Source organism: Streptomyces sp. NBC_00178 (genome assembly GCF_036206005.1).
In the GTDB taxonomy this organism is placed as follows: Bacteria; Actinomycetota; Actinomycetes; order Streptomycetales; family Streptomycetaceae; genus Streptomyces.
In genome coordinates, this window is the sequence record NZ_CP108143.1 from 5,923,616 (window position 1) to 5,945,706 (window position 22,091).

The window sequence follows — 22,091 nt, forward strand, 5'->3', positions numbered from 1 at the left end:
CATGGCACTGGCGACCGCAACGACGCGGTCCGGGCGCAAGGTACCCCCGGAGAGGCCGCGTGTGCGCCGGGGGCGGGACGCGGCGACGTGGTTCCTCGTCCTGCCCGCGCTGATCCCGATCCTGATCCTCAGCGTCGGCCCCCTGCTGTACGGCGTCGCTCTGGCCTTCACGGACGCGCAGTCGGGACGCACCCGCTCCACACAGTTCGTCGGCGTCCTCAACTTCCAGGACCTGCTGCACGACGGCCTGTTCTGGGAGTCGTTCCGGATCGGGCTGCTGTGGGCGGCCGGGGTCACGGTCCCGCAGTTCGTCCTCGCTCTCGGCCTCGCACTGCTGCTCGACGCGAACCTCCGGATGCGCTGGCTCGCCAGGGCACTGGCGATCATTCCCTGGGCCATGCCCGAGGTGGTCGTCGGCATCATGTGGCGCCTCGTCTACAACCCCGACGCGGGCATCCTGAACGAGACGATCCGCGACCTCGGGTTCGGGGACGGCCGTGACTGGCTGACCGGTCTCGCCACCGCCCTGCCCGCCGTGATCGTCGTCGGTGTCTGGGCCGGCATGCCCCAGACGACCGTCGCGCTCCTCGCGGGACTCCAGAACACCCCGCACGAACTCCACGAGGCGGCCGCCCTGGACGGTGCCGGAGCCTGGCGCCGCTTCCGGACCGTCACCTGGCCCGCCCTCAGGCCGGTGGCACTGGCCATCAGCGCCCTCAACCTGATCTGGAACTTCAACTCCTTCGCCCTGGTCTACGTCCTGACCAGCGGCGGTCCCGGCGGCCGCACCCGGCTGCCGATGCTCTTCGCGTACGAAGAGGCATTCCGCTACGGGCAGTTCGGCTACGCCGCCGCGATGGGCTGCGTGATGGTGGCCGTCATCTCGGTGCTCCTCGCGGTCCACCTCGCCGGCCGTCTCAGGGGAGGCGAGGACGCATGAGTCTGCGTACGGGCAGAACCGCGCGCGCCGGGCAGTACGCCGCGCTGCTGTGCTACCTCGTCTTCCTGGCCTTCCCCTTCCTGTGGCTGATCTCCACCGCCTTCAAACCGGCTCGCGAGCTGGGGTCGCTGCACCCGACCTGGATCCCCCGGGACCCGACCCTGGACAACTTCCGGCAGGCCTTCGACGAGCAGCCGCTGCTCAGGGCCGCGGCCAACTCGCTCACCGCCGCGCTCTGCGCGGCACTGATCGCCGTGGTCATCGCCACGCCCATGGCCTACGTGATGGCGCGTCACCGGGGGCGGATGGCCACGGCCGCCACCGGGTGGGTCGTGATCAGCCAGGCGTTCCCCTTCGTCCTGGTGATCATTCCGCTCTTCCTCGTCCTGAAGAACCTGCACCTGATCAACTCGTTGTGGGGGCTGATCCTGGTGTACGTCGTCTGGTCGCTGCCCTTCGCGCTGTGGATGCTGGCCGGTTACGTCCGTGCCGTGCCGCCCGAACTCGAGGAGGCGGCGGCGGTCGACGGGGCCGGAAAGGCGCGCACCCTCCTCTTCGTCACCGCGCCGCTGCTGGCCCCCGGGATCGTCGCCACGGCACTGTTCGCGTTCATCACCGCCTGGAACGAGTTCTTCTTCGCCCTCGTCCTCCTCAAGACCCCGGAGAAGCAGACCTTGCCGGTCGTACTCACCCACTTCCTCGGCGCGGAAGGGGTGGCCGACCTCGGCCCGCTCGCCGCCGCCGCGTTCCTCGCCACCCTGCCCTCCCTCGTCCTCTTCGCGGTCATCCAGAAGCGGATCACGGGCGGTCTGGCCGCCGGGGCGGTGAAGCACTGATGCGGCTCCCCGCGACGGCCGCGGTGCTCGCCACCGCCCTCGCCCTCCTGCTCTCGGGCTGCTCCGGCGACGACGGAGGCGGCACGGACGCCGACGGCACGATCCGGCTCAGCTTCCAGTCGCTCGCCTGGCAGAAGGAGTCGGTGGACGCCAACAGGCGACTCGTGCGGGAGTGGAACGCCGGACACCCCGACGTCCAGGTCGACTACGTCCAGGGCAGCTGGGACAACGTCCACGACCAACTGCTCACCTCCTTCGAGGGCGGCGAGGCGCCGGACATCATCCACGACGCCTCCGACGACCTCGCGGACTTCGCGTACGGCGGCTACCTCGCCGACCTGCGCACCCTCCTGCCCCGCAGGCTGACGGAGGACATCCCGGAGCGGTCCTGGGCTACCACCACCTTCGGCGACGGCGTCTACGGGGTCCCGTTCCTCCAGGAACCGAAGGTCCTGATCGCGAACAAGAAGATCCTCGACGCCTCGGGCGTACGGATTCCGACTGCGCAGGAGCCGTGGACCTGGGACGAGTTCCGGGAGGTGACCGCCGAGCTGAGCGGGAAGGGGCGGTACGGCGTCGCCTGGCCGCTCAAGGAGCCGGTCTCCGTCACCCTCAACCTCGGACTGTCGGCCGGCGGGCAGCTCTTCCACCGCGGCGCCGACGGCAAGGTGGAGATCCGCTTCGACGAGGGTGACGGGGTCATGCCCCGTACGGTCCGCGACCAGGTCGGTTCCGACGGCAGCGCGGCCCGGACGGCGTTGGGCATGGGAGGTTCGGACACACTCCCCGGCTTCTTCGGGGGCAGGTACGCCATGGTCCCGCTGGGCTTCTCCTACCGCCAGCAGGTCGTCGAGCAGGCGCCCGAGGGCTTCGAGTGGACGGTGCTCCCCACGCCGTCGGGCAGCGATGGCATCGCCCAGGGTGTCAGCCCGCAGACCCTCTCGGTCGCGCAGGACAGCCCGCACAAGAGGGAAGCCGCGCAGTTCATCGACTTCATGCTGCGCCCGGCGAACATGGTGCGTCTGGCCAGGGGCGACTGGATGCTGCCGACCGGCACCCGGGCGCTGGCGGACCCGGCCCTGCACGTGGCGGAGAACGGCTGGGCGACCGGGACGGCCCTGGCCCGCGCGCTGCGCCCGGCCCCCGCGCAGGCGGTGCGCGGCTACCCCGAGTGGAAGGACAAGGTGGCCACCCCCGCGCTCCAGGAGTACTACAGCGGGGCCATCGGCACCGAGGAGCTGAAGAAGCGCCTGGTCGAGGACGGCAACCGGGTGCTCGACCGCTACCAGCGCTGATCCGGCGCCCAGGGCTGCCAGTGGCGGTCCAGGGGTGATCGGTGCCCGACGGCTGACGGTGACCGCCGCCCGATCGGTGCCCGACGGCTGACGGTGACCGCCGCCCGTGCTGACCCGGCCGGGTGCCGCCGTGCCGGAAACCAACTAGACGAGACGTGCCGTCTCGTTTATCGTCGACACCATGACCCCGACTCCGCGTGCCCACATCGCCATGTTCTCCATCGCCGCCCACGGGCATGTGAACCCGAGTCTCGAGGTGATCCGGGAGCTCGTCGCCCGTGGGCACCGTGTCAGCTACGCCATCCCCGCCTCCTTCGCGGACACGATCGCGGCCACCGGGGCGGAGCCGGTGATCTACACCTCCGTACTGCCCACCACGCCCGAGGGCTGGGGCACGGAACTCATCGACCACCTGGAGCCGTTCCTCGCCGACGCCGTCCAGGCCCTTCCGCACCTGGCCGAGGCGTTCGACGGCGACGAGCCGGATCTCGTCCTGCACGACATCACCGCTTACCCGGCCCGGGTGCTCGCCCACCGGTGGGGCGTGCCCGCCGTCCAGCTGTGGCCCAACCTCGTCCCCTGGGAGGGCTACGCCGAGGAGGTGGGGGAGCCGGCCACCGCCGGACTGAAGCAGACGGAACGGGGCCGCGCCTACTACGCACGTTTCGCGGACTGGCTCGCCGCGAACGGCCTCGGCGACCTCTCGTCCGACGACTTCGTGGCCCGGCCGCGCCGAGGTCTGGTGCTGATCCCGGAAGCGCTCCAGCCGAACGCCGACCGTGTGGACCACGACAGGTTCACCTTCGTCGGGGCCTGCCAGGGTGACCGCGCCGGCCAGGGGGAGTGGGAGCGGCCGGCCGGCGCCGGGAAGGTCCTGCTCGTCTCGCTCGGTTCGTCGTTCACGGGCGAGCCGGAGTTCTACCGCGCGTGCGTCGAGGCATTCGGCGACCTGCCCGGCTGGCACGTCGTGCTGCAGATCGGTGCCCACGTCGACCCCGCCGAACTCGGGCACGTACCGGCGAACATCGAAGTACACCCCTGGGTACCGCAGTTGTCCGTGCTGAAGCAGGCGGACGCCTTCGTCACCCATGCGGGTGCGGGTGGCAGCCAGGAGGGACTCGCCACCGGTACGCCGATGGTGGCGGTGCCGCAGGCCGTCGATCAGTTCGGCAACGCGGACATGCTCCAGTCCCTTGGGGTCGCCAGGCATCTGCCGAAGAAGGAGGCCGACGCGGCGGCCCTGCGGGCTGCCGTCCTCGACCTGGTGGACGATTCCGAGGTGGCGGCGAGGCTCGCACGGATCGGGGAGCGGATGCGGGGCGAGGGGGGCACGCGGCGGGCGGCCGACCTCGTCGAGGCCGAGCTCTCGGCCCGATAGGGCCACGTCCTGCCCCGCGCGGCTCCATCGTGCGCTACGACCGCGGACCCCGCCGGCGGACGTGTGACACGCCGTGGAAGAGATCGCTCGCGGGTGGGCCGCCCCGGGCGCACCCTCGGCGCGCGGGCCCCAGCGGGCACCAAAAGGGCAGGCATCCGCGCGGGGCGTGCGGAAACACGCATCGCCCGCCGGGGCCGGCGGGCGATGCGTGGGCGGCCGCGAACGACTCAAAGTTCTTCGGAATCACTCGATCTGACGATGTGACGGATCGCGGAGATCCCGGACCGGGCGGCCCTCGTCACCCGTCACTGTCCGGAGCACCCAGGAGTCACGTCCGGCCGCTGCGACACTAGACGCCGAAGGAACCCGAGCAGCTCCAGTACGACGTCGACTTGTTCCGCTCGCAGATCGAGAAGCTGGCGACGTCGCTGTCGTAGTCCGCGCTGGCAGAGGACCCGGCCGCCGTCGTCAGCTGGGGATAGGTGTTGTTCGCCAGGTGGAGCTGGATCTTGGCCGCGTCAACCGCACCGTCGTAGGGGCGGCTGATCCAGGCCCAGCTGGCCCTGCCGCTGCCCGGGCAGTTGTCCACCTGGACCTGCGTCTTGCCGTAGCTGTAGAACTTGGTGCAGCCCTGCGTGGTCGGCGATCCGTCGGCGACGGCCGGCGAAGCCGCGGCGGCCGTCAGCGCCCCCACGGTGAGGACCATGGCGGTACCGAACTTGAACAGCTTGCTGGGGCGACGCTCAGTCATTTTCTTCCTCGGGTGTATCAAGGGGATCTCGGCGCTTCCACGGGCAAGCCGTGCGCACGTCCCGGTCTTCAGCCAGTCGGGTCGCGAACGGGGCGACAGCATCGATGCGCACCTGCCGTTCCTGCGGCCAGTCGTGCAACCGGCACGATTGGCGAGTGACTTGTCAAACGTGTGCTTGACCAGGCAATTGTATGTTTGAGGTGATAGGCCGTCAATTTATTGAGGCAGGGCTTGTTTTGGGGTGCTTCGTTCGGCGCTCCGGCGGTCGGGCGAGTGTGGGGCGGGAGACATCCGCGGCCAAGGGGCTTGACGTCACTGACGGATGCTCGACTGAGGCCCCGGGGTGACTGCCGGCGCCGCCGTTCCATGGTCGAACGCGGCCCGCCCTCCTCGTGTGGCAGCGCCGAGGGGGTCGGCCGGATGCCGCCGCAGGTGCGATACGTGACTGCCGGCGGTGGGTCGTCGGGCGTGGCTCATGTGCCGCATGGGCTGCATTCCGTTCACACGTGTGAGTGCCGGGGTGTGAGGTGTGTCGTCAGCCCGACGCGCGGAACGAAGCCCGCCGTTCCTGTCGCCGGTCGCTCGGTGGGGAGTGGGGCTGTCGGCCGCCGGCCGGGCTTGTCCGGCGGGCTCACGTCTCAGTCGGGCTGCGCCGGGGTGGCTGAAACGGGCCGCGATGCCTGGAATGGCCCTGCCTGTGCGGGTTTTGTGTGGCGAAAGCTTGCCGACTGCGTGACGGCTGCATGAAGGTCTTGATCTGCGCGCGTCAATCGAGCAGTGTTTCGACCCAACCCCCGGAGATCTTCCGGCCGGGGGTCAATCCCCCCACAAAGAATGACGAGGAGACCCCTCTTCATGGCAACTCACAAGCGCGCTCGCTCGCTCAAGCTCACCGCGTCGATAACCGCAGTCGCGGCCGCCGCCGGTGTCACCCTCTTCACCACCCAGTTCGCGGGGGCCGCTCCCGCTCCCGCGATGGGCACCGTCTACGGCGCCGACGCGGCCTCCGCCGTCTCCGGCAGTTACATCGTGATGCTGGACAAGAAGGCCGACAAGGCCGATCTCGCCCAGGAGTACGGCGGCAAGCTGAAGCGCACCTACAGCTCCGCCATCAACGGGTTCTCCGCCAGCGGCCTTTCGGACACCGAGGCCAAGCGGCTCGCCGCGGACCCGGCCGTGGCCAAGGTCGTCCAGAACAAGAAGTTCCACATCGACGCCACGCAGGACAACCCGCCGTCCTGGGGTCTGGACCGGATCGACCAGGCCGAGACCGCCGGGGACGGCGCCTACACCTACCCGGACGCCGCGGGCGACGGCGTCACCGCCTACGTCATCGACACCGGTGTCCGCGTCACCCACACCGACTTCGGGGGCCGGGCAACCTCGGGCTTCGACGCCGTGGACAACGACGACGATGCCGACGACGGCAACGGACACGGCACGCACGTGGCCGGGACCATCGCCGGTTCCGCGCACGGCGTCGCCAAGAAGGCCAAGATCGTGGCCGTCAGGGTGCTGGACGACGCCGGCTCGGGCACGACCGAGCAGGTCGTCGCCGGTATCGACTGGGTCACCGCGAACCACAAGGGGCCGTCCGTCGCCAACATGAGCCTGGGTGGAGGCGCCGACCCGGCACTCGACGCGGCCGTGCAGAAGGCGATCGCCTCCGGTGTCACCTTCGCGGTGGCCGCCGGCAACGAGTCGAGCGACGCGGGGGAGGGCTCGCCCTCCCGTGTCCCCGAGGCCATCACCGTCGCCTCCTCCACCAAGGACGACGAGCAGTCGTCGTTCTCCAACTTCGGCTCCGTCGTGGACATCTACGCCCCGGGCTCGGACATCACGTCCGCCTGGAACGAGAGCGACGACGCCACCAACACCATCTCCGGGACCTCCATGGCGACCCCGCACGTCGTCGGCGCGGCCGCCGTGTACCTGGGCGGGCACCCGGACGCCACGCCCGAAGCGGTCGCCACGGCGCTCACCGGGGGCGCGACCCCGGACGCCATCGGCAACGCGACCGAGGGCACGGCGAACAAGCTCCTGAAGATCGTCGAGTAGCGCGAGTGCGCGACGGCCGCCGTGCCCTCCCCCACGGGGCGCGGCGGCCGTCGGCAGGGCCATCCGGGCCGATGAGGAACCGAAGCCCTAGGGTGGGGACATGAGCACGATGTACGCGGCGCTGCTGCGCGGGGTCAACGTCAGCGGCCACCGGCGGGTCCCCATGGCGGAACTCCGCACAGTGCTCGGAGAGCTGGGCCACGAGGACGTGGCGACGTACCTGCAGAGCGGAAACGCCGTGTTCCGCAGTGCGGCGGGCGACGAGAAGGCCCTGGCCGTGGGCATCGAGCGGGCCATCGAGGAACGGTTCGGCTTTCCGGTCGACTGTCTCGTGCGCCCCGGCGCCTATCTCGCGGACGTGGCGGACGGCTGCCCCTTCCCCGCCGGCGAGCTGGAGCCCAGGCAACTGCACGTCACCTACTTCGACCGGGCCGTCGACGACGCCCGCTTCGCCCCGCTCGACGCCGAGGCGTTCCACCCCGAGGAGTTCCGCCTGGGTGACCGGGCCCTCTACCTGTACGCGCCCGAAGGGCTCGGCCGCTCCAAGCTGGCCGTCGCGCTGGGGCGCCCCGCCCTCAACCGCGGGCTCGTGGCGACCAGCCGTAACTGGAACACCGTGGTCAGACTGGTGGAGATGACGCGTGACTGAGCCCGCGCCGGGAGTGGCCGCGGCCATCGAGGGTGAACTCCGCCTCCTCGATCCGGTGGTGCGGGCCTCCGCGGACCAGCTGTCCGCCCTGCTGCACCCCGACTTCCGTGAGATCGGCACCAGTGGGCGGCTGTGGGAGCGGGACTCGATCATCGCCATGCTCACGGACCCCGGGGCGCCGCGCCCCGTGACCCTCACCGCGTCCCGGATGAGGGGCGACCGGCTCGCACCCGACCTGGTGCACCTCACCTTCGACACCGAGTCCAGGGGCCTGCGCTCCCACCGCAGTTCGCTGTGGCGGCTGACCGGGCACGGCTGGCTCCTCTACTTCCACCAGGCCACCCCGTTCATCGACGATCCGTTCGCCGAGTTCTGAGCGTCGCCCGACCTCCCGGAGGTGTCCGGGCCTCCCAGCACAGGCCGTGCCCGGCCCGCAAGAGTGCGCCCCCGGTCCGATCCGTCCGCCGGTCGCGGCCGGTTCTCGCCGGAAGGACGGATTCCGGCCAACCGGGGTGCCTGGGCAAAAGGCTGGTAAAGAGCCTGAACGGACAGGGTCCCGACGGCTCCGGCCCGGGCTGCCGGGGGCTCCCTTCGTCCCGCAGCCGGGCCGTCGCGGCGTGTGTGAACGCGATGCGCGTAGACAGGAACCGACGTCCGCTGCCCGCTTTACGCTTTGCTGCAATTCGCACGCGGAGCCCGTTCGTTGAGCGGACGCCGGCGTTCGGAGGGCACCTTCACGCATCACGGGGTTCACGGTCCGTTCTCCGCCACGGTCCGGAAGGGGGCCTTGCCACCGGACCGACCGGAGTCAAGTATTCGGGGCGTGCGGTTGGCAGGTTCACGACCAGACCCACCTGGCCGTGGAGAACCGCACAGCACTCGGTCCGCCCACCCAGCGGACCGGACACCCCCCAAGACGGAGGATCCTGTGACCTTCAAGCGCTTCGCCCCCCTCGGTTCGCTCTCCAGACGTGCTCGCCTCATCGCCGCGACCTCAGGTCTGGTCACCGCCGTGGCGCTTGCGGCCCCCACCGCCGTGGCCCAGGCCGCATCGGACACCGTGACGAAGGCGGAACTCAGCTCGGCCAGTTCGGCCGTGCGCGGCGCCGACATCGCCGGCACCGCCTGGTACACCGACGCGAGCACCGGCAAGGTCGTCGTCACCGTCGACAGCACGGTCAGCGCCGCGGAGATCGCCACGATCAAGAAGTCGGTCGCCGACTCGGGCGCGAAGGCCGACGTCAAGCACACCGACGGCACCTTCAACAAGCTCATCGCGGGCGGCCAGGCCATCTACGCCGGCGGCGGACGCTGCTCCCTGGGCTTCAACGTCCGCAGCGGCAGCACCTACTACGCGCTGACCGCCGGGCACTGCACCGAGATAGGCAGCACCTGGTACACCAACTCCGGCCAGACCACCCTGCTCGGCACCCGGGCCGGCACCAGCTTCCCGGGCAACGACTACGGGCTGATCCGGCACTCCAACGCCTCGGCCGCCGACGGCCGGGTCTACCTCTACAACGGCAGCTACCAGGACATCACCACCGCGGCCAACCCCAGTGTCGGCCAGGCCGTCAAGCGCAGCGGCTCCACCACCGGCGTCCACAGCGGCACCGTCACCGGCCTGAACGCGACGGTCAACTACGGCGGCGGTGACATCGTCTCCGGTCTGATCCAGACCAACGTCTGCGCCGAGCCCGGCGACAGCGGCGGCTCGCTCTTCGCCGGCAGCACGGCACTCGGCCTCACCTCGGGCGGCAGCGGCAACTGCAGCTCGGGTGGAACCACCTTCTTCCAGCCGGTCGTCGAGGCGCTGAACGCCTACGGCGTCAGCGTCTTCTAGGCACCACCCCTGCCCGACGGGCCGCGCTCTTCGAGCGCGGCCCGTTGCCGTTCCCGCTTCCCGGGGGACGCGGCCCTGTGCGAGGCTCGCCCGCATGCGCTACATCATCGTGGGAACGGGCGCCGTGGGCGGCGCCATCGGCGGACGGCTGGCCGAGGCGGGCCACGAGGTGGTGCTCGTCGCGCGCGGTGCGCAGTACGCCGCTCTGCGCGAGGACGGGCTGAGCCTCACCACACCCGAGGGGACGCGCACGCACCGCCTCCCCGTCGTCGACGGACCGGCCGAGCTGCGCCTGGAGCGTGACGACGTCCTCGTCCTCGCGGTGAAGACACAGGACGCCACCGGGGCGCTCGACACGTGGAGCGCCGCCCCCGTGCAGGGCGGCGGCACCGCGGGGGAGTGTCTGCCCCTGGTCTGCGCACAGAACGGAGTCGAGAGCGAACGCCTGGCCCTGCGCCGCTTCCACCGCGTCTACGCCTGCTGCGTCTACCTCCCCGCGACCTTCGTCGAGCCCGGCAGGGTCGTCGCCGCCGGAGCGCCGCTCACCGGCATCCTGCACCTCGGCCGCTATCCGTCCGGCACCGACGACACCGTGCGCGCGATCGCCGCGGACTGGGAGAAGGCCCGACTGGAGGCACCCGTCGTCCCCGACGTGATGCGCTGGAAGTACGCCAAGCTGCTGTCCAACCTCGCCAACGCGATCGAGGCGGCCACCGGGGTGCTCGACAGCCCCGAGGGCCGCGCGCTGTTCGGCAGGGCGCGGGCGGAGGGGCAGGCGGTGCTCCGGGCCGCCGGTATCGAGGCCACCGGGAGCGAGGAGCAGGAGGCGGCTCGCGGCGGCAGGATCCGTTTCGACCCGTTCGACGGCTCCGCGCGGGGCGGCGGGTCGTCCTGGCAGAGCCTCGCCCGGGGCACGGGGACGATCGAGGCCGACTACCTCAACGGGGAGATCGCCCTCCTCGGGCGGCTGCACGGTGTCCCGACACCCGTCAACGACGTCCTCCGGCGCACCGCCGACACCTTCGCCCGCGAGCGGCGCGCCGCCGGGTCCATGACCGTCGCGGAACTCACCGCGCTGGCCGACGCGGTGTCCTGAGCCCTGCGGCGTCCGGGTGTCGCGTTTGTTCAAGACCGGCGGCCCGGTCCGGATCCACGATGGGCCGCATGAAGAACGCGTACGCCTCCATGACCGAATGCGCGGCCGAGTCCGCCCGGATCGCCCGCGGAGCGAGCGGCACTCCGACTGCCGCAGCCACTCCCTGCGAGGGATGGGACCTGCGGGAACTGATCAACCACTGGGTGCTGTACACCGCCTACGGCCTGGAGTGCCGCGCCCTGCGCGTACCCATCGCCGGCGAACTGACGGGCCGTGACTTCACGGCGGACCCGGACTGGGCGGAACGTTACGCGGCGCAACTGGAGCGGGCGGTCGCCGCCTGGTCGGATCCCGCGGTCTGGGAGGGCACCATCGACACCGGCCACGGCTCGTCACCGGCCGCGGAGACCGCCCGGATGCTCATCATGGAGATCACGCTGCACGGCTGGGACGTGGCCCGCGCCACCGGCCAGGAGTTCGGGCTCACCGGGCCGGCGGCGGCGTACGTCCTGGAGTCCGTCGCATCGAGTGCCGCCCTGTACCGGCACTACGAGGGCTTCGCCGGGGCGGTCACCCTGCCCGACGGCTCGCCCGATCTGGTCCGCGCTCTGGCGCTCAGCGGACGCGATCCCCAGTGGGTGGAACCTGCCTGACGTCATGTCAGAAGTATGTGGCCCGTCGGAGCAGAGGGTGATTGGCCCAGAGCCGCGAACCACACCATGCCTAGGCTTCCGGCATGACCGACCCCGCGAACACGGACACGGGCCGGACGGCCGTCGACTTCTACTTCGATCCGGCGTGCCCGTTCGCCTGGATCACCTCCCGCTGGATGCTGGAGGTGGAGAGGGAGCGGGACATCGAGCTCCGCTTCCACGTCATGAGCCTCTTCCTGCACAACGCGGGCAACGAACTCCCCGGCTGGTACCGGGAACTGGTCGACAGGTCGATCGGCCCGGTGCGTGTCGCCGTCGCGGCTGCGGCGGCGCACGGCACCGGTGTGCTCCGGGACCTCTACACCGCCCTGGGCAACCGCATCCACCGCGAGAAGAGCGAGGACTTCGACGAGGTCGTCGCCGCGTCGCTCGCCGAACTCGGCCTGCCCGCCGCCCTGGCCCGCGCCGCATACACCGACGCGTACGACGACGAGGTGCGTCGCAGCCACGAACGGGGAATGGACCCCGCCGCAGGCTCGTACGTCGGCACCCCCACGATCCACGTCGACGGCACCGTCTGGTTCGGACCGGTCCTCAACTCGGTGCCGCGGGGGGAGGAAGCGGCCCGGCTCTTCGACAGCTTCCGCGTCCTCGCAGGCCACCCGGACTTCTTCGAGCTGAAGCGGGAGCGCACCGGGAGCCTGGACGCGGGCTGAGGCCGCGCACTCGGGGAGTCCGTGGGCACGGCCCGCCGCCGGGCGGCGGCCGGGCATCCTCCCTGGCCTTGCACAGCGGCGCCGGGGCCATGGATGCTGGGACCGTGCCAGGACAGCGCAAGCGGAAACGTCAGCGGCGGCCGGGAATGCCGGCCCATCCCGGAGACGGACACTGGCAGACGGTGTACGAAACCCAAGACGCGGCCGAGTTCCACGCCCACCTGCGGAGACTGCGCGCCCGGCCGGAGCGGGTCGACGAGTCGAAGCTCCGGATCGACACCCTCTGCGGACGCCTGACGTATCCGACCACCTACCGGTTGAGCCGGCTCGTGCCGGGCCCGGCACGAGAGCCCGGCCAGGCGTAGGCACGCCTAAGCGCTCATCGCCCCCGGCGCCACGACACGCGCCTCGTCGTACCGGGTCAGCAGCAGCCGCGCCAGCGCGGGGGACGGCCCGAGGACGGCGGCCAGAGCATCGGCCCCGGCCTCCCGCGCGCCCGCCGCGATCCGGTCGGGCAGGCGCCCGGGGGCGATGACGTACGGGGCGACCGCGACCCGCCGTACGCCGTCGGCCCGCAGGGCCCGCACCACGTCGGCGGTGCGGGGAAGAGATGCGGAGGCGAACGCGGGCCGCACGGCGCACCAACCGGTGTGCCGCAGCTCCCGCGCGATGTCAGCGATCACCGCGCTCGCCTCCGGGTCCGTGGAGCCCGCCGACGCCAGGACGAGCCCGGTCGTCGGCCTGTCGGCGGGCGAGAGCCCCGCTTCGGCGAGCCGCTGCTCCAGCGCCGCGTTCAGCAGGGGTGACGGGCCGAGGACACCCGCCTGGGTGATCCGCAGCCCGGGGAGCCGGGTCCGTGCCTCGTGCAGCACGGCGGGGATGTCCGTCTTGGCGTGGAAGGCGCGGGTCAGCAGCAGCGGAAGCGCGACGACCTCGCCCGCGCCCTCGGAGGCCAGGCGCTCCAGGACCCGGGGTACCGACGGGGCGTTGAACTCCAGGAAGCCCGTCTCCACGCGCAGCCCGGGCCGCAGCGACCGCACCCGCGCGGTGAGCGCGTGCACGGTCGCCGCGTGCCGCGGGTCACGGCTGCCGTGGGCGACGACGAGGAGTACGGGTGAGGCCATCGCCGCTCAGCCCTTGACCAGGAGACCGCGGCTGCGCAGGACCCGCCGCTCCAGCGGGCTGAAGATCAGCAGGTCGATCGCGATGCCGACGAACAGGATGAGGAGGATGGCCAGGAAGATCCCCGGCATGTCGAAGTTGTTCCGGCCGTTCTCCAGCAACTGGCCGAGGCCCAGGCCGAGATCGGGCGAGGACGCGATGATCTCGGCGGCCATGAGCGAGCGCCAGGAGAACGCCCATCCCTGCTTGAGGCCCGCCAGATAGCCGGGCAGCGCGGCCGGCAGCACGATGTGGATCGTCCCCTTCAGCCCCGTCGCCCCGATCGTGCGGCCCGCACGCAGGAACAGCGGCGGCACCTGGTCGACCCCCGAGACCAGGCCGTTGGCCACGGAGGGCACGGCGCCGAGCAGGATCACGGCGTACATCGTCTTGTCGTCCAGGCCCAGCCAGATGATGGCCGGAGCCACCCATGCCACCGACGGCAGGGACTGCAGACCGGACAGGATCGGGCCGATCGCCGCCCGCACCACCGTCACCCGCGCCACCAGCAGACCGAGCGGTGTGCCGATCGCGACGGCCATCACGAAGCCGAGCAGACCGCGCGACACGCTGGTCCAGACCACCTCCAGGAGGGTGCCCTGCACCCACATGTCGGTCAGGCTGTCCCAGACCGCGGCCGGGGGAGGGAGCTTGTAGTCGTCGGTGACCTTCGCCCAGACGAGCACCTGCCAGACCAGGACCACGAGGACGACCGCGGTGACCGGCGGCAGGACCTTGTCGCGCAGGATCTCGCGGGCCGGGGTCCTGCGCACCTGCACGGCGTCGAGCGCGTCGAGGCCCGCTTCGAGTCCGGCCAGGTCGTCGGCCTTCGTATCAGTGCTGGCCATGGCGGCGGATCTCCCCACGCAGTTGTTCGGTGATCTCGACGGACAGCTCCGCGACGGCGGTGTCCTCGATGCGGCGCGGCTGCTCGATGTCCACCGTCCACTCGCGCGCGATGCGGCCGGGGCGCGACGAGAGCAGGATGACGCGCTGCGCGAGCCGTACGGCCTCGCGCACGTTGTGGGTGACGAAGAGGACCGACGCGTTCGTCTCGTGCCAGATCCGCGTCAGCTCGTCGTGCAGCACGTCCCGGGTGATGGCGTCGAGAGCCGCGAACGGTTCGTCCATCAGCAGCAGCTGGCTGTCCTGGGCGAGCGCGCGGGCCATCGCCACGCGCTGGCGCATGCCGCCCGAGAGCTCGTGCACCCGCTTGCCGTACGCCCCGCTCAGGCGCACGAGTTCGAGCAGGCGCTCGGCCTCGGGGCGGCGGTCCGCCTTGGGCACCCCGCGCAGCCGCAGGGCCAGTTCGATGTTCTTGCCCGCGGTCAGCCAAGGGAAGAGGGCGTGCTCCTGGAACATCAGGGCCGGCCGCCCGCCGGGGGTCTCGATGGACCCCGCGGTCGGGCGGTCGAGCCCCGCGACCAGGTTGAGCAGGGTGGACTTACCGCACCCGGACGCTCCCAGGAGGGTGACGAACTCGCCCGGAGCGACATCGAGTGTGATGTCGTCCAGGACGAGCTGCTGCCCCGTGGGTCCGGCGAAGGACTTCGAGACATGCGTGATGCGGGCGGCGTACTCGACCGCTGCACGGTCCTCGGCCTTGGTGAGGGTGGTGGTCGCCATGGTCGTCACCTCCTGGGAGACGTCAGGATTCCTGGTGCGGTCGGGTGGGCTACTCGGCGCCGAGACCGGCGTCGGCGACCGCGGGCTGACCCGCGGCCTCGAGGATCTTGTTCAGCGGCCTCAGGTCGTAGATGCCGGCCAGGTCGGGCTTCTCCAGCAGACCGGCCTTCACCGCGTGGTCCGCCTGCGCCTGGAGCGTCGCGGCCAGCGGGTCGTCGGTGATCTGGATCGACTTCCACGCCGGGTCGAGGACGTCGGCGGGGAGCGCCTTGCCGCTGAGCTTCTCCAGGGCGCTGTTGGCCGAGGCCTTCGCCTTGTCAGGGTTGGCGTTGATCCACTTGTTGGTGTTCACCGTGCCGCGCAGCACCGCGTCGACGACGTCGGGGTGCTCGGAGAGGAACTTCTGCGACACGATGATGTTCGTGATGACGAACTTGTCGTCCGGCCACAGCTTCGACTCGTCGAGCAGGACCTTGCCGCCCTCGGCGACCAGCTTGGAGGCGGTCGGCTCCGGAACCCAGGCGCCGTCCAGGGAACCCGACTTGAAGGCGTCCGGGGTGACCTTGTTGTCCGAGCGGACGACCGAGACGTCGCCCTTTCCGCTCTGGGCGTCGACCTTCCAGCCCTTCTCGCTGATCCAGTTGAGGAAGGCCACGTCCTGGGTGTTGCCGAGCTGCGGGGTGGCGATCTTCTTGCCCTTGAGGTCGTCCAGGGTCTTGATCTTCTTCGGGTCGACGACCAGCTTCACGCCGCCCGACGCCGAACCGCCGATGATCCGCAGGCTCTGGCCCTTGGACTTGCTGTAGCCGTTGATCGAGGGCGAGGGGCCGATGAAGCCGATGTCGATCGAACCCGCGTTGAGCGCCTCGATCTCGGAGGGCCCGGCGTTGAACGTCGAGGGCTTGACCGTGGTGCCGCCCAGCTCCTTGGCGATGAGGCCCTCCTGGATGCCGACCAGGGCGGTGGCGTGCGTGAGGTTCGGGAAGTACCCGATCTTCACGGTGTCCGTGGAGAGCTTCTTCCCGTCGGCGGAGACGTTCGACTTGTCACCGTCGTCGTCCTTCGCCTCGGATCCGTAACCGCAGGCGGTGAGCGCCACGGCGAGCAGCGGGAGTGCGGCGGCAGCGGCGAGGCTGCGGCGGATGGTGGTACGGGTGGCAGGCACGGGAGGCTTTCCTCTCGTCGGCCCGGTTCTCACATCCCCCGGAAACCGGGTGGCGCGGCCGGGTGGTCGGCAGGTCTTCGTCTGAACTGGCGGTGCCGGTGGTACGAGCGGGCGCGCAGGCAGTGCGCGTACGTCATCACGCACATCGCCCGACCCCGCCCTGGCCGCTGCCGAGGGCGCCGCTGCCGACGCGGCCGCCCTCCTTCGCGAAGGTCGAGAAGAAGTCGTCGGTCATCAGAAGTCCCACTCCGCGTCCTGGGCGGCCGCGTCCGCGTCCGCCTCGGTGGTGGTGGCGAACGACGCGCCCGCCATCCCGGCCGACAGCGTCGTGCCGTCGGCGGGGTCGATCAGCAGGAAGGAGCCGGTGCGCCGCGAGTCCGCGTAGGCGTCGAGCGCGAGGGGCTCGGCGGTACGAACCACGACCCGGCCGATGTCGTTGGCCACGAGCTGCCCGGGCGCCGGGTGCTGGGACAGGTCGTCCAGCGTCAGGCGCGACGGGATGTCCTTCACGAGCGCCTTGACCGTACGCGTGGTGTGCTTGAGCAGCACCCGCTGGCCCACGGTGAGCGGGCGGTCGGCCACGTGGCAGACCGTCGCCTCGACGTCCTGGGTGACGGCGGGCGAGTCGCCCACCGGGGCGATCAGGTCGCCCCGCGAGACGTCGATGTCGTCGGCCAGCCGGATCGTCACCGACTGCGGCGCCCAGGCGGTGTCGACGCCCACCCCGAGCGCGTCGATCCCCTCGATCGTCGTCGTGCGCCCGGACGGCAGCACGGCGACGCTCTCCCCGACCCGGAACACCCCGGCCGCGATCTGACCCGCGTATCCCCGGTAGTCGCGGTGCTCGGCGGTCTGCGGGCGGATCACGTACTGGACCGGGAAACGGGCGTGGCACTCGGTGAGGTCGTGGCTGACCGGGACCGTCTCCAGGTGTTCCAGGACCGTCGGGCCGCCGTACCAGTCCATGTGGGCGGACGGCTCCACCACGTTGTCCCCCGCCAGCGCCGAGATCGGGATCGCGGTGATCTCCGGGACGCCCAGGGAGGCGGCGTACGCGGTGAACTCCTCGGCTATCGCGGCGAACACGGGCTCCGCGTAGTCCACGAGGTCCATCTTGTTCACGGCGAGGACGACGTGCGGGACCCGCAGCAGCGCGGCGACCGCCGCGTGCCGGCGGGTCTGCTCCACCACGCCGTTGCGGGCGTCGACCAGGACGACGGCCAGCTCCGCGGTGGACGCGCCGGTCACCATGTTGCGGGTGTACTGCACGTGCCCTGGGGTGTCGGCCAGGATGAAGCGGCGCCGCGGGGTGGCGAAGTAGCGGTAGGCCACGTCGATGGTGATGCCCTGCTCGCGCTCGGCCCGCAGACCGTCCGTCAGCAGGGCCAGGTCGGGTGCCTCCTGGCCGCGGTTGGTGGAGGCCAGCGCGACGGCCTCCAGCTGGTCGGTGAGGACCGACTTGGAGTCGTGCAGCAGGCGTCCGACGAGCGTGGACTTGCCGTCGTCGACGGAGCCGGCCGTGGCGAAGCGCAGCAGGGTGGTGGCCGAGAGCTGCTCGGTGGTGGTGGTCATGGCGGGCCTCTCGTGTGGATCAGGCCGGTTCGGGGAGCGGGGTCGGGTGCCGTGCGTCGCAGGGCGGAGGAAGGGGGCGGGTGGAGCGGTCGGGTCCCGGCCCGCCCGAACGGAGCCGAGAGCTCCGGGAAGGCCGGCGGCGGCGCCGTGAGGTGGCGCGCCGGGGCACGCGGCCCCGGCGTGGTCCGCCCGGGAGGCCCTCAGAAGTACCCCTCGCGCTTGCGGTCCTCCATCGCGGCCTCGGACATCTTGTCGTCGGCGCGGGTCGCGCCCCGCTCCGTGAGCCGGGAGGCGGCGATCTCGGTGATCACGGCGTCCAGGGTCGTGGCGTCGGAGTCGACGGCGCCGGTGCAGGACATGTCCCCGACGGTGCGGTACCGCACCTGGCGGGTCTCGACCGTCTCGTGTTCCTTGGGGCCGCCCCAGTCGCCGGCGGTCAGCCACATGCCCGAACGGCTGAAGACCTCCCGCTCGTGGGCGAAGTAGATCTCCGGGAGCTCGATGCCCTCGCGCTCGATGTACTGCCAGACGTCGAGCTCGGTCCAGTTGGAGATCGGGAAGACCCGGACGTGCTCACCGGGGGCGTGCCGGCCGTTGTAGAGCTGCCACAGCTCGGGTCGCTGGCGGCGCGGGTCCCACTGGGAGAACTCGTCGCGCAGCGAGAAGACCCGCTCCTTGGCCCGCGCCTTCTCCTCGTCGCGGCGGCCGCCGCCGAACACGGCGTCGAAGCGGTGCTGCTGGATGGCCTCGGTGAGCGGGACCGTCTGCAGCGGGTTGCGCGTGCCGTCGGGCCGCTCGCGGAGCTTGCCGGCGTCGATGTACTCCTGGACGGAGGCCACGTGCAGGCGCAGCCCGTGCTTCTCGACGGTGCGGTCGCGGTAGTCGAGGACCTCGGGGAAGTTGTGCCCGGTGTCCACGTGCAGCAGCGTGAACGGGACGGGCGCCGGGGCGAACGCCTTCAGCGCGAGGTGGAGCATCAGGATCGAGTCCTTGCCGCCGGAGAAGAGGATCACCGGCCGCTCGAACTCACCCGCCACCTCACGGAAGATGTGCACCGCCTCCGACTCCAGGGAGTCCAGGTGGCTGAGCGCGTACGGGTTGACGGTGCCTTCCGGCACGGTGGCGACGGTGCTCACGCCAGGCCCCTCTCGGTGAGCAGCGCGCGAAGCGCCGCTGCGGACTCCTGCACGGTCTGCTGGTGCGACTCGATCCGCAGGTCCGGGGACTCAGGGGCCTCGTAGGGGTCGTCGACCCCGGTGAGACCGGTGAGCTCGCCCGCCGCCTGCTTGGCGTACAGCCCCTTCACATCGCGCTCGGAGCACACCTCGACCGGTGTGGCGACGTGCACCTCCACGTAGGCCGTGCCCTCCCGCTGATGACGCTTGCGCACCGCGTCACGGCTGTCGGCGTAGGGGGCGATGACCGGGACGAGGGCCTTCACACCGTTGGCGGCCAGCAGTTCGGCGACGAAGCCGATGCGCTGCACGTTGGTGTGCCGGTCCTCGCGGGAGAAGCCGAGGCCCGCGGAGAGGAACTCCCGGATCTCGTCTCCGTCGAGCACCTCGACCCGGTGCCCGTCCGCCCGCAGCCGGCCCGCCAGTTCGTACGCGATGGTGGTCTTGCCGGCGCTCGGCAGACCGGTGAGCCAGACGGTGGCTCCCGTCTCCGTCACGCTCATCGATATCTCCTGATCAGTCGTCATCAGCCGTGCAGCCCGCATTCGGTCTTGCCGCGCCCGGCCCAACGGCCGGCCCGGGCGTCCTCGCCCGCCAGCACCCTGCGGGTGCAGGGCGCGCAGCCGACCGAGGCGTAGCCGTCGTCGAGCAAGGGGTTGGTCAGGACGCCGTGTTCGGCGACGTACGTGTCCACGTCGTCCTGGGTCCACCGCGCGATGGGGGAGACCTTGACCTTGCGGCGCTTCTCGTCCCAGCCCACGACCGGGGTGCCGGCGCGGGTGGGTGACTCGTCGCGGCGCAGACCGGTCGCCCAGGCCGCGTAGCCGGTGAGCCCTTCCTCCAGCGGCTTCACCTTGCGGAGTGCGCAGCAGAGGTCGGGGTCACGGTCGTGGAGCCGGGGGCCGTACTCGGCGTCCTGTTCGGCGACCGACTGACGCGGCGTCAGCGTGATGAGGTTGACGTCCATCACGGCGCCGACCGCGTCGCGCGTGCCGATCGTCTCCTCGAAGTGGTAGCCGGTGTCCAGGAAGACGACGTCCACGCCGGGCAGGACCCGGGACGCCAGGTGGGCGACGACCGCGTCCTCCATGGAGGAGGTGACGCAGAAGGCCGTGCCGAAGGTGTCGGCGGCCCACTTCAGGATGTCGCTCGCGGAGGCGTCCTCGAGGTCCTGCCCCGCCCGTACGGCCAGTTCCCTCAGGCCCTCGTCGGTGAGCCGGCCGGTTCGCAGAGTGTCCGTCATGTCCCGTCCCCTTCAACGTCGTCGCGCCGCAGGCCCTGGGCCAGCAGGCCCAGGAACTTCAGCTGGAACGCGCGATTGCAGGAAGCACATTCCCAGGCGCCGTGCCCCGCCTCGTGGGGGCGCAGGTCCTCGTCCCCGCAGTACGGGCAGTAGAATGGCGCGGCCCGCTCGCTCATGACAGCGACTCCGCTCCGGCGCGGGCCGCCCAGGTCGCGAAGCGCTCGCCCTCCTCGCGCTCCTCCTGGAAGTTGCCGAGCACCCGCTCGACGTAGTCGGGCAGTTCGGCCGCGGTGACCTTCAGGCCGCGCACCTTGCGGCCGAACCCGGCCTCCAGCCCGAGGGCGCCGCCGAGGTGCACCTGGTAGCCCTCGACCTGGTTGCCGTCACCGTCGAGCATGAGCTGGCCCTTGAGGCCGATGTCCGCGGTCTGGATGCGGGCGCATGCGTTCGGGCAGCCGTTGATGTTGATGGTGAGCGGCTCCTCGAAGTCCGGCATGCGGCGCTCCAGTTCGTCGATGAGCGAGGCGCCCCGCGCCTTCGTCTCGACGATCGCCAGCTTGCAGAACTCGATGCCCGTGCAGGCCATCGTGCCGCGTCGGAACGGGGAGGCGTTCACCTGGAAGTCCAGTGCCTCCAGTCCGGCGGTCAGGGAAGCGACCTGGTCCTGCTCGACGTCCAGGATGATCATCTTCTGCTCGACCGTGGTGCGTACCCGGCCCGAGCCGTGCGCCTCGGCCAGATCGGCGATCTTCGCCAGGGTGGAGCCGTCCACCCGGCCGACGCGCGGCGCGAATCCGACGTAGAAGCGGCCGTCCTGCTGGGCGTGCACCCCGATGTGGTCGCGCCAGCGGGACGAGGGCTGGGCCGGAGCCGGTCCGTCCAGCAGCGGGCGCTTGAGGTACTCGTCCTGGAGGATCTGCCGGAACTTCTCCGGACCCCAGTCGGCCATCAGGAACTTCAGGCGGGCACGCGTGCGCAGACGGCGGTAGCCGTAGTCGCGGAAGATACCGACGACGCCGGCCCAGACGTCGGGGACCTCGTCCAACGGCACCCAGGCGCCCAGGCGTTCGGCGAAGCGCGGGTTGGTGGACAGCCCGCCGCCGACCCACAGGTCGAAGCCGGGGCCGTGCTCGGGGTGGTCGACGCCGACGAACGCGATGTCGTTGATCTCGTGGACCACGTCCTGGACCGGCGAGCCGGAGATCGCCGTCTTGAACTTGCGGGGCAGGTTGGAGAACTCCTTGCTGCCGATGTAGCGGTCGTGGATCTCGTCGACCGCGGGTGTGCCGTCGACGATCTCGTCCGCGGCGATGCCCGCCACCGGCGAACCGATGATGACCCGCGGGCAGTCCCCGCACGCCTCCGTGGTCGAGAGGCCCACGGCCTCCAGCTTCGCCCAGATGGCCGGGACGTCCTCGATGCGGATCCAGTGCAGCTGGACGTTCTGCCGGTCGGTGATGTCGGCGGTGCCGCGGGCGTACTCCTCGGAGATCTCACCGATGACCCGCAGCTGCGCGGTCGTCAGCCTGCCGCCGTCGATGCGCACCCGGAGCATGAAGTAGCGGTCGTCCAGCTCCTCCGGCTCCAGCACGGCGGTCTTGCCGCCGTCGATGCCGGGGCGCCGCTGCGTGTACAGGCCCCACCAGCGCATGCGCCCGCGCAGGTCGTTCGGGTCGATGGAGTCGAAACCGCGCTTGGAGTAGATCGTCTCGATACGTGTCCGCACGTTGAGACTGTCGTCGTCCTTCTTGAACTGCTCGTTCCCGTTGAGCGGCGTGAAGTGACCCATGGCCCACTGACCTTCACCACGGTGACGTCCGGCCTTGCGGCGGGGCGTGGCGGTAGCAGGCTTCTCAGGGGTGGCGGCCATGGCTATACGTCCTTCGGGACTGCAGGAGGGCGGCTCTGAACTGCACACCCGCGGTAAGGCGCGG

Annotated in this window: 22 protein-coding genes and 1 pseudogene; 12 read left to right on the forward strand and 11 right to left on the reverse strand. The window is 71.1% G+C overall.

Annotated elements, in window-relative coordinates:
- Window position 1: 1 nt before the first annotated feature.
- The 4 genes and pseudogenes from OHT61_RS25835 to mgt all read left to right on the forward strand — a co-directional run bounded on the left by OHT61_RS25835 (window position 2) and on the right by mgt (window position 4,449).
- Window positions 2-940: a carbohydrate ABC transporter permease gene (locus tag OHT61_RS25835; protein ID WP_329041493.1), complete on the forward strand. Its 939-nt coding sequence runs from the start codon at window positions 2-4 to the stop codon at window positions 938-940.
- On the forward strand, window positions 937-1,776 hold the full coding sequence (locus OHT61_RS25840; RefSeq protein WP_329041494.1) for a carbohydrate ABC transporter permease: 840 nt from the start codon (window positions 937-939) through the stop codon (window positions 1,774-1,776). Before OHT61_RS25835 ends, OHT61_RS25840 begins: the two co-directional genes overlap by 4 nt.
- The gene (locus OHT61_RS25845) at window positions 1,776-3,071 is read left to right on the forward strand and encodes an ABC transporter substrate-binding protein (RefSeq protein WP_329041496.1); all 1,296 of its coding nucleotides are present in this window, start codon (window positions 1,776-1,778) and stop codon (window positions 3,069-3,071) included. The genes OHT61_RS25840 and OHT61_RS25845 overlap by 1 nt, the downstream gene beginning before the upstream one ends.
- Window positions 3,072-3,164: 93 nt before the next feature.
- A pseudogene (gene mgt / locus OHT61_RS25850) lies at window positions 3,165-4,449 on the forward strand (macrolide-inactivating glycosyltransferase).
- Window positions 4,450-4,798: 349 nt separating this feature from the next.
- Here the strand turns inward: mgt and OHT61_RS25855 are convergent.
- Window positions 4,799-5,200: a hypothetical protein gene (locus OHT61_RS25855; RefSeq protein ID WP_329041498.1), complete on the reverse strand. Its 402-nt coding sequence runs from the start codon at window positions 5,198-5,200 to the stop codon at window positions 4,799-4,801.
- 855 nt (window positions 5,201-6,055) lie between these two features.
- On the opposite strand from OHT61_RS25855, the gene OHT61_RS25860 reads away from it, so the two are divergent.
- The 8 genes from OHT61_RS25860 to OHT61_RS25895 all read left to right on the forward strand — a co-directional run bounded on the left by OHT61_RS25860 (window position 6,056) and on the right by OHT61_RS25895 (window position 12,580).
- On the forward strand, window positions 6,056-7,258 hold the full coding sequence (locus OHT61_RS25860) for a S8 family peptidase (RefSeq protein ID WP_329041499.1): 1,203 nt from the start codon (window positions 6,056-6,058) through the stop codon (window positions 7,256-7,258).
- A gap of 100 nt (window positions 7,259-7,358) precedes the next feature.
- Window positions 7,359-7,907, forward strand: a complete 549-nt coding sequence (locus OHT61_RS25865) for a DUF1697 domain-containing protein (protein WP_329041500.1) — start codon at window positions 7,359-7,361, stop codon at window positions 7,905-7,907.
- Window positions 7,900-8,283 carry a nuclear transport factor 2 family protein gene (locus tag OHT61_RS25870; protein WP_329041501.1) on the forward strand — a complete coding sequence of 128 codons (384 nt, stop codon included), beginning with the start codon at window positions 7,900-7,902 and terminating at the stop codon, window positions 8,281-8,283. Before OHT61_RS25865 ends, OHT61_RS25870 begins: the two co-directional genes overlap by 8 nt.
- A 552-nt stretch (window positions 8,284-8,835) precedes the next feature.
- Window positions 8,836-9,750: a S1 family peptidase gene (locus tag OHT61_RS25875; protein WP_329041502.1), complete on the forward strand. Its 915-nt coding sequence runs from the start codon at window positions 8,836-8,838 to the stop codon at window positions 9,748-9,750.
- Window positions 9,751-9,844: 94 nt separating this feature from the next.
- Complete coding sequence (locus tag OHT61_RS25880) at window positions 9,845-10,846, forward strand: ketopantoate reductase family protein (RefSeq protein WP_329041503.1); 1,002 nt, start codon at window positions 9,845-9,847, stop codon at window positions 10,844-10,846.
- Between the two features lie 68 nt (window positions 10,847-10,914).
- Complete coding sequence (locus OHT61_RS25885; protein ID WP_329041506.1) at window positions 10,915-11,499, forward strand: TIGR03086 family metal-binding protein; 585 nt, start codon at window positions 10,915-10,917, stop codon at window positions 11,497-11,499.
- An 83-nt stretch (window positions 11,500-11,582) separates the two neighbouring features.
- The gene (locus OHT61_RS25890) at window positions 11,583-12,215 is read left to right on the forward strand and encodes a mycothiol-dependent nitroreductase Rv2466c family protein (RefSeq protein WP_329041508.1); all 633 of its coding nucleotides are present in this window, start codon (window positions 11,583-11,585) and stop codon (window positions 12,213-12,215) included.
- 182 nt (window positions 12,216-12,397) lie between these two features.
- Window positions 12,398-12,580 (forward strand): hypothetical protein, encoded by a 183-nt coding sequence (locus OHT61_RS25895; protein WP_329041510.1) that lies wholly within the window; start codon window positions 12,398-12,400, stop codon window positions 12,578-12,580.
- Window positions 12,581-12,586: 6 nt separating this feature from the next.
- Here OHT61_RS25895 and OHT61_RS25900 read toward each other — a convergent pair whose 3' ends face one another.
- The 10 genes from OHT61_RS25900 to OHT61_RS25945 all read right to left on the reverse strand — a co-directional run bounded on the left by OHT61_RS25900 (window position 12,587) and on the right by OHT61_RS25945 (window position 22,027).
- The gene (locus tag OHT61_RS25900) at window positions 12,587-13,339 is read right to left on the reverse strand and encodes a sirohydrochlorin chelatase (RefSeq protein WP_329041511.1); all 753 of its coding nucleotides are present in this window, start codon (window positions 13,337-13,339) and stop codon (window positions 12,587-12,589) included.
- Between the two features lie 6 nt (window positions 13,340-13,345).
- Entirely contained in the window at window positions 13,346-14,224 is an 879-nt protein-coding gene (locus OHT61_RS25905; RefSeq protein ID WP_329041513.1) for an ABC transporter permease, read from the reverse strand.
- Window positions 14,211-15,002 (reverse strand): ABC transporter ATP-binding protein, encoded by a 792-nt coding sequence (locus OHT61_RS25910; protein ID WP_329041514.1) that lies wholly within the window; start codon window positions 15,000-15,002, stop codon window positions 14,211-14,213. The genes OHT61_RS25905 and OHT61_RS25910 overlap by 14 nt, the downstream gene beginning before the upstream one ends.
- Before the next feature lie 49 nt (window positions 15,003-15,051).
- Window positions 15,052-16,167 carry an aliphatic sulfonate ABC transporter substrate-binding protein gene (locus OHT61_RS25915; protein ID WP_329041515.1) on the reverse strand — a complete coding sequence of 372 codons (1,116 nt, stop codon included), beginning with the start codon at window positions 16,165-16,167 and terminating at the stop codon, window positions 15,052-15,054.
- 234 nt (window positions 16,168-16,401) lie between these two features.
- A complete protein-coding gene (locus tag OHT61_RS25920) occupies window positions 16,402-17,739 on the reverse strand; it encodes a sulfate adenylyltransferase subunit 1 (protein ID WP_329041516.1) in 1,338 nt (445 codons plus the stop codon).
- Between the two features lie 200 nt (window positions 17,740-17,939).
- Complete coding sequence (cysD, locus tag OHT61_RS25925) at window positions 17,940-18,875, reverse strand: sulfate adenylyltransferase subunit CysD (protein ID WP_329041517.1); 936 nt, start codon at window positions 18,873-18,875, stop codon at window positions 17,940-17,942.
- Window positions 18,872-19,441 carry an adenylyl-sulfate kinase gene (gene cysC / locus OHT61_RS25930; RefSeq protein WP_329041519.1) on the reverse strand — a complete coding sequence of 190 codons (570 nt, stop codon included), beginning with the start codon at window positions 19,439-19,441 and terminating at the stop codon, window positions 18,872-18,874. The genes cysD and cysC overlap by 4 nt, the downstream gene beginning before the upstream one ends.
- Window positions 19,441-20,157, reverse strand: coding sequence for a phosphoadenylyl-sulfate reductase (locus OHT61_RS25935; protein ID WP_329041520.1), 717 nt, complete (start codon window positions 20,155-20,157; stop codon window positions 19,441-19,443). The genes cysC and OHT61_RS25935 overlap by 1 nt, the downstream gene beginning before the upstream one ends.
- On the reverse strand, window positions 20,154-20,333 hold the full coding sequence (locus tag OHT61_RS25940) for a hypothetical protein (RefSeq protein ID WP_329041521.1): 180 nt from the start codon (window positions 20,331-20,333) through the stop codon (window positions 20,154-20,156). The genes OHT61_RS25935 and OHT61_RS25940 overlap by 4 nt, the downstream gene beginning before the upstream one ends.
- Complete coding sequence (locus tag OHT61_RS25945) at window positions 20,330-22,027, reverse strand: nitrite/sulfite reductase (RefSeq protein ID WP_329041523.1); 1,698 nt, start codon at window positions 22,025-22,027, stop codon at window positions 20,330-20,332. Before OHT61_RS25945 ends, OHT61_RS25940 begins: the two co-directional genes overlap by 4 nt.
- Window positions 22,028-22,091: the final 64 nt, after the last annotated feature.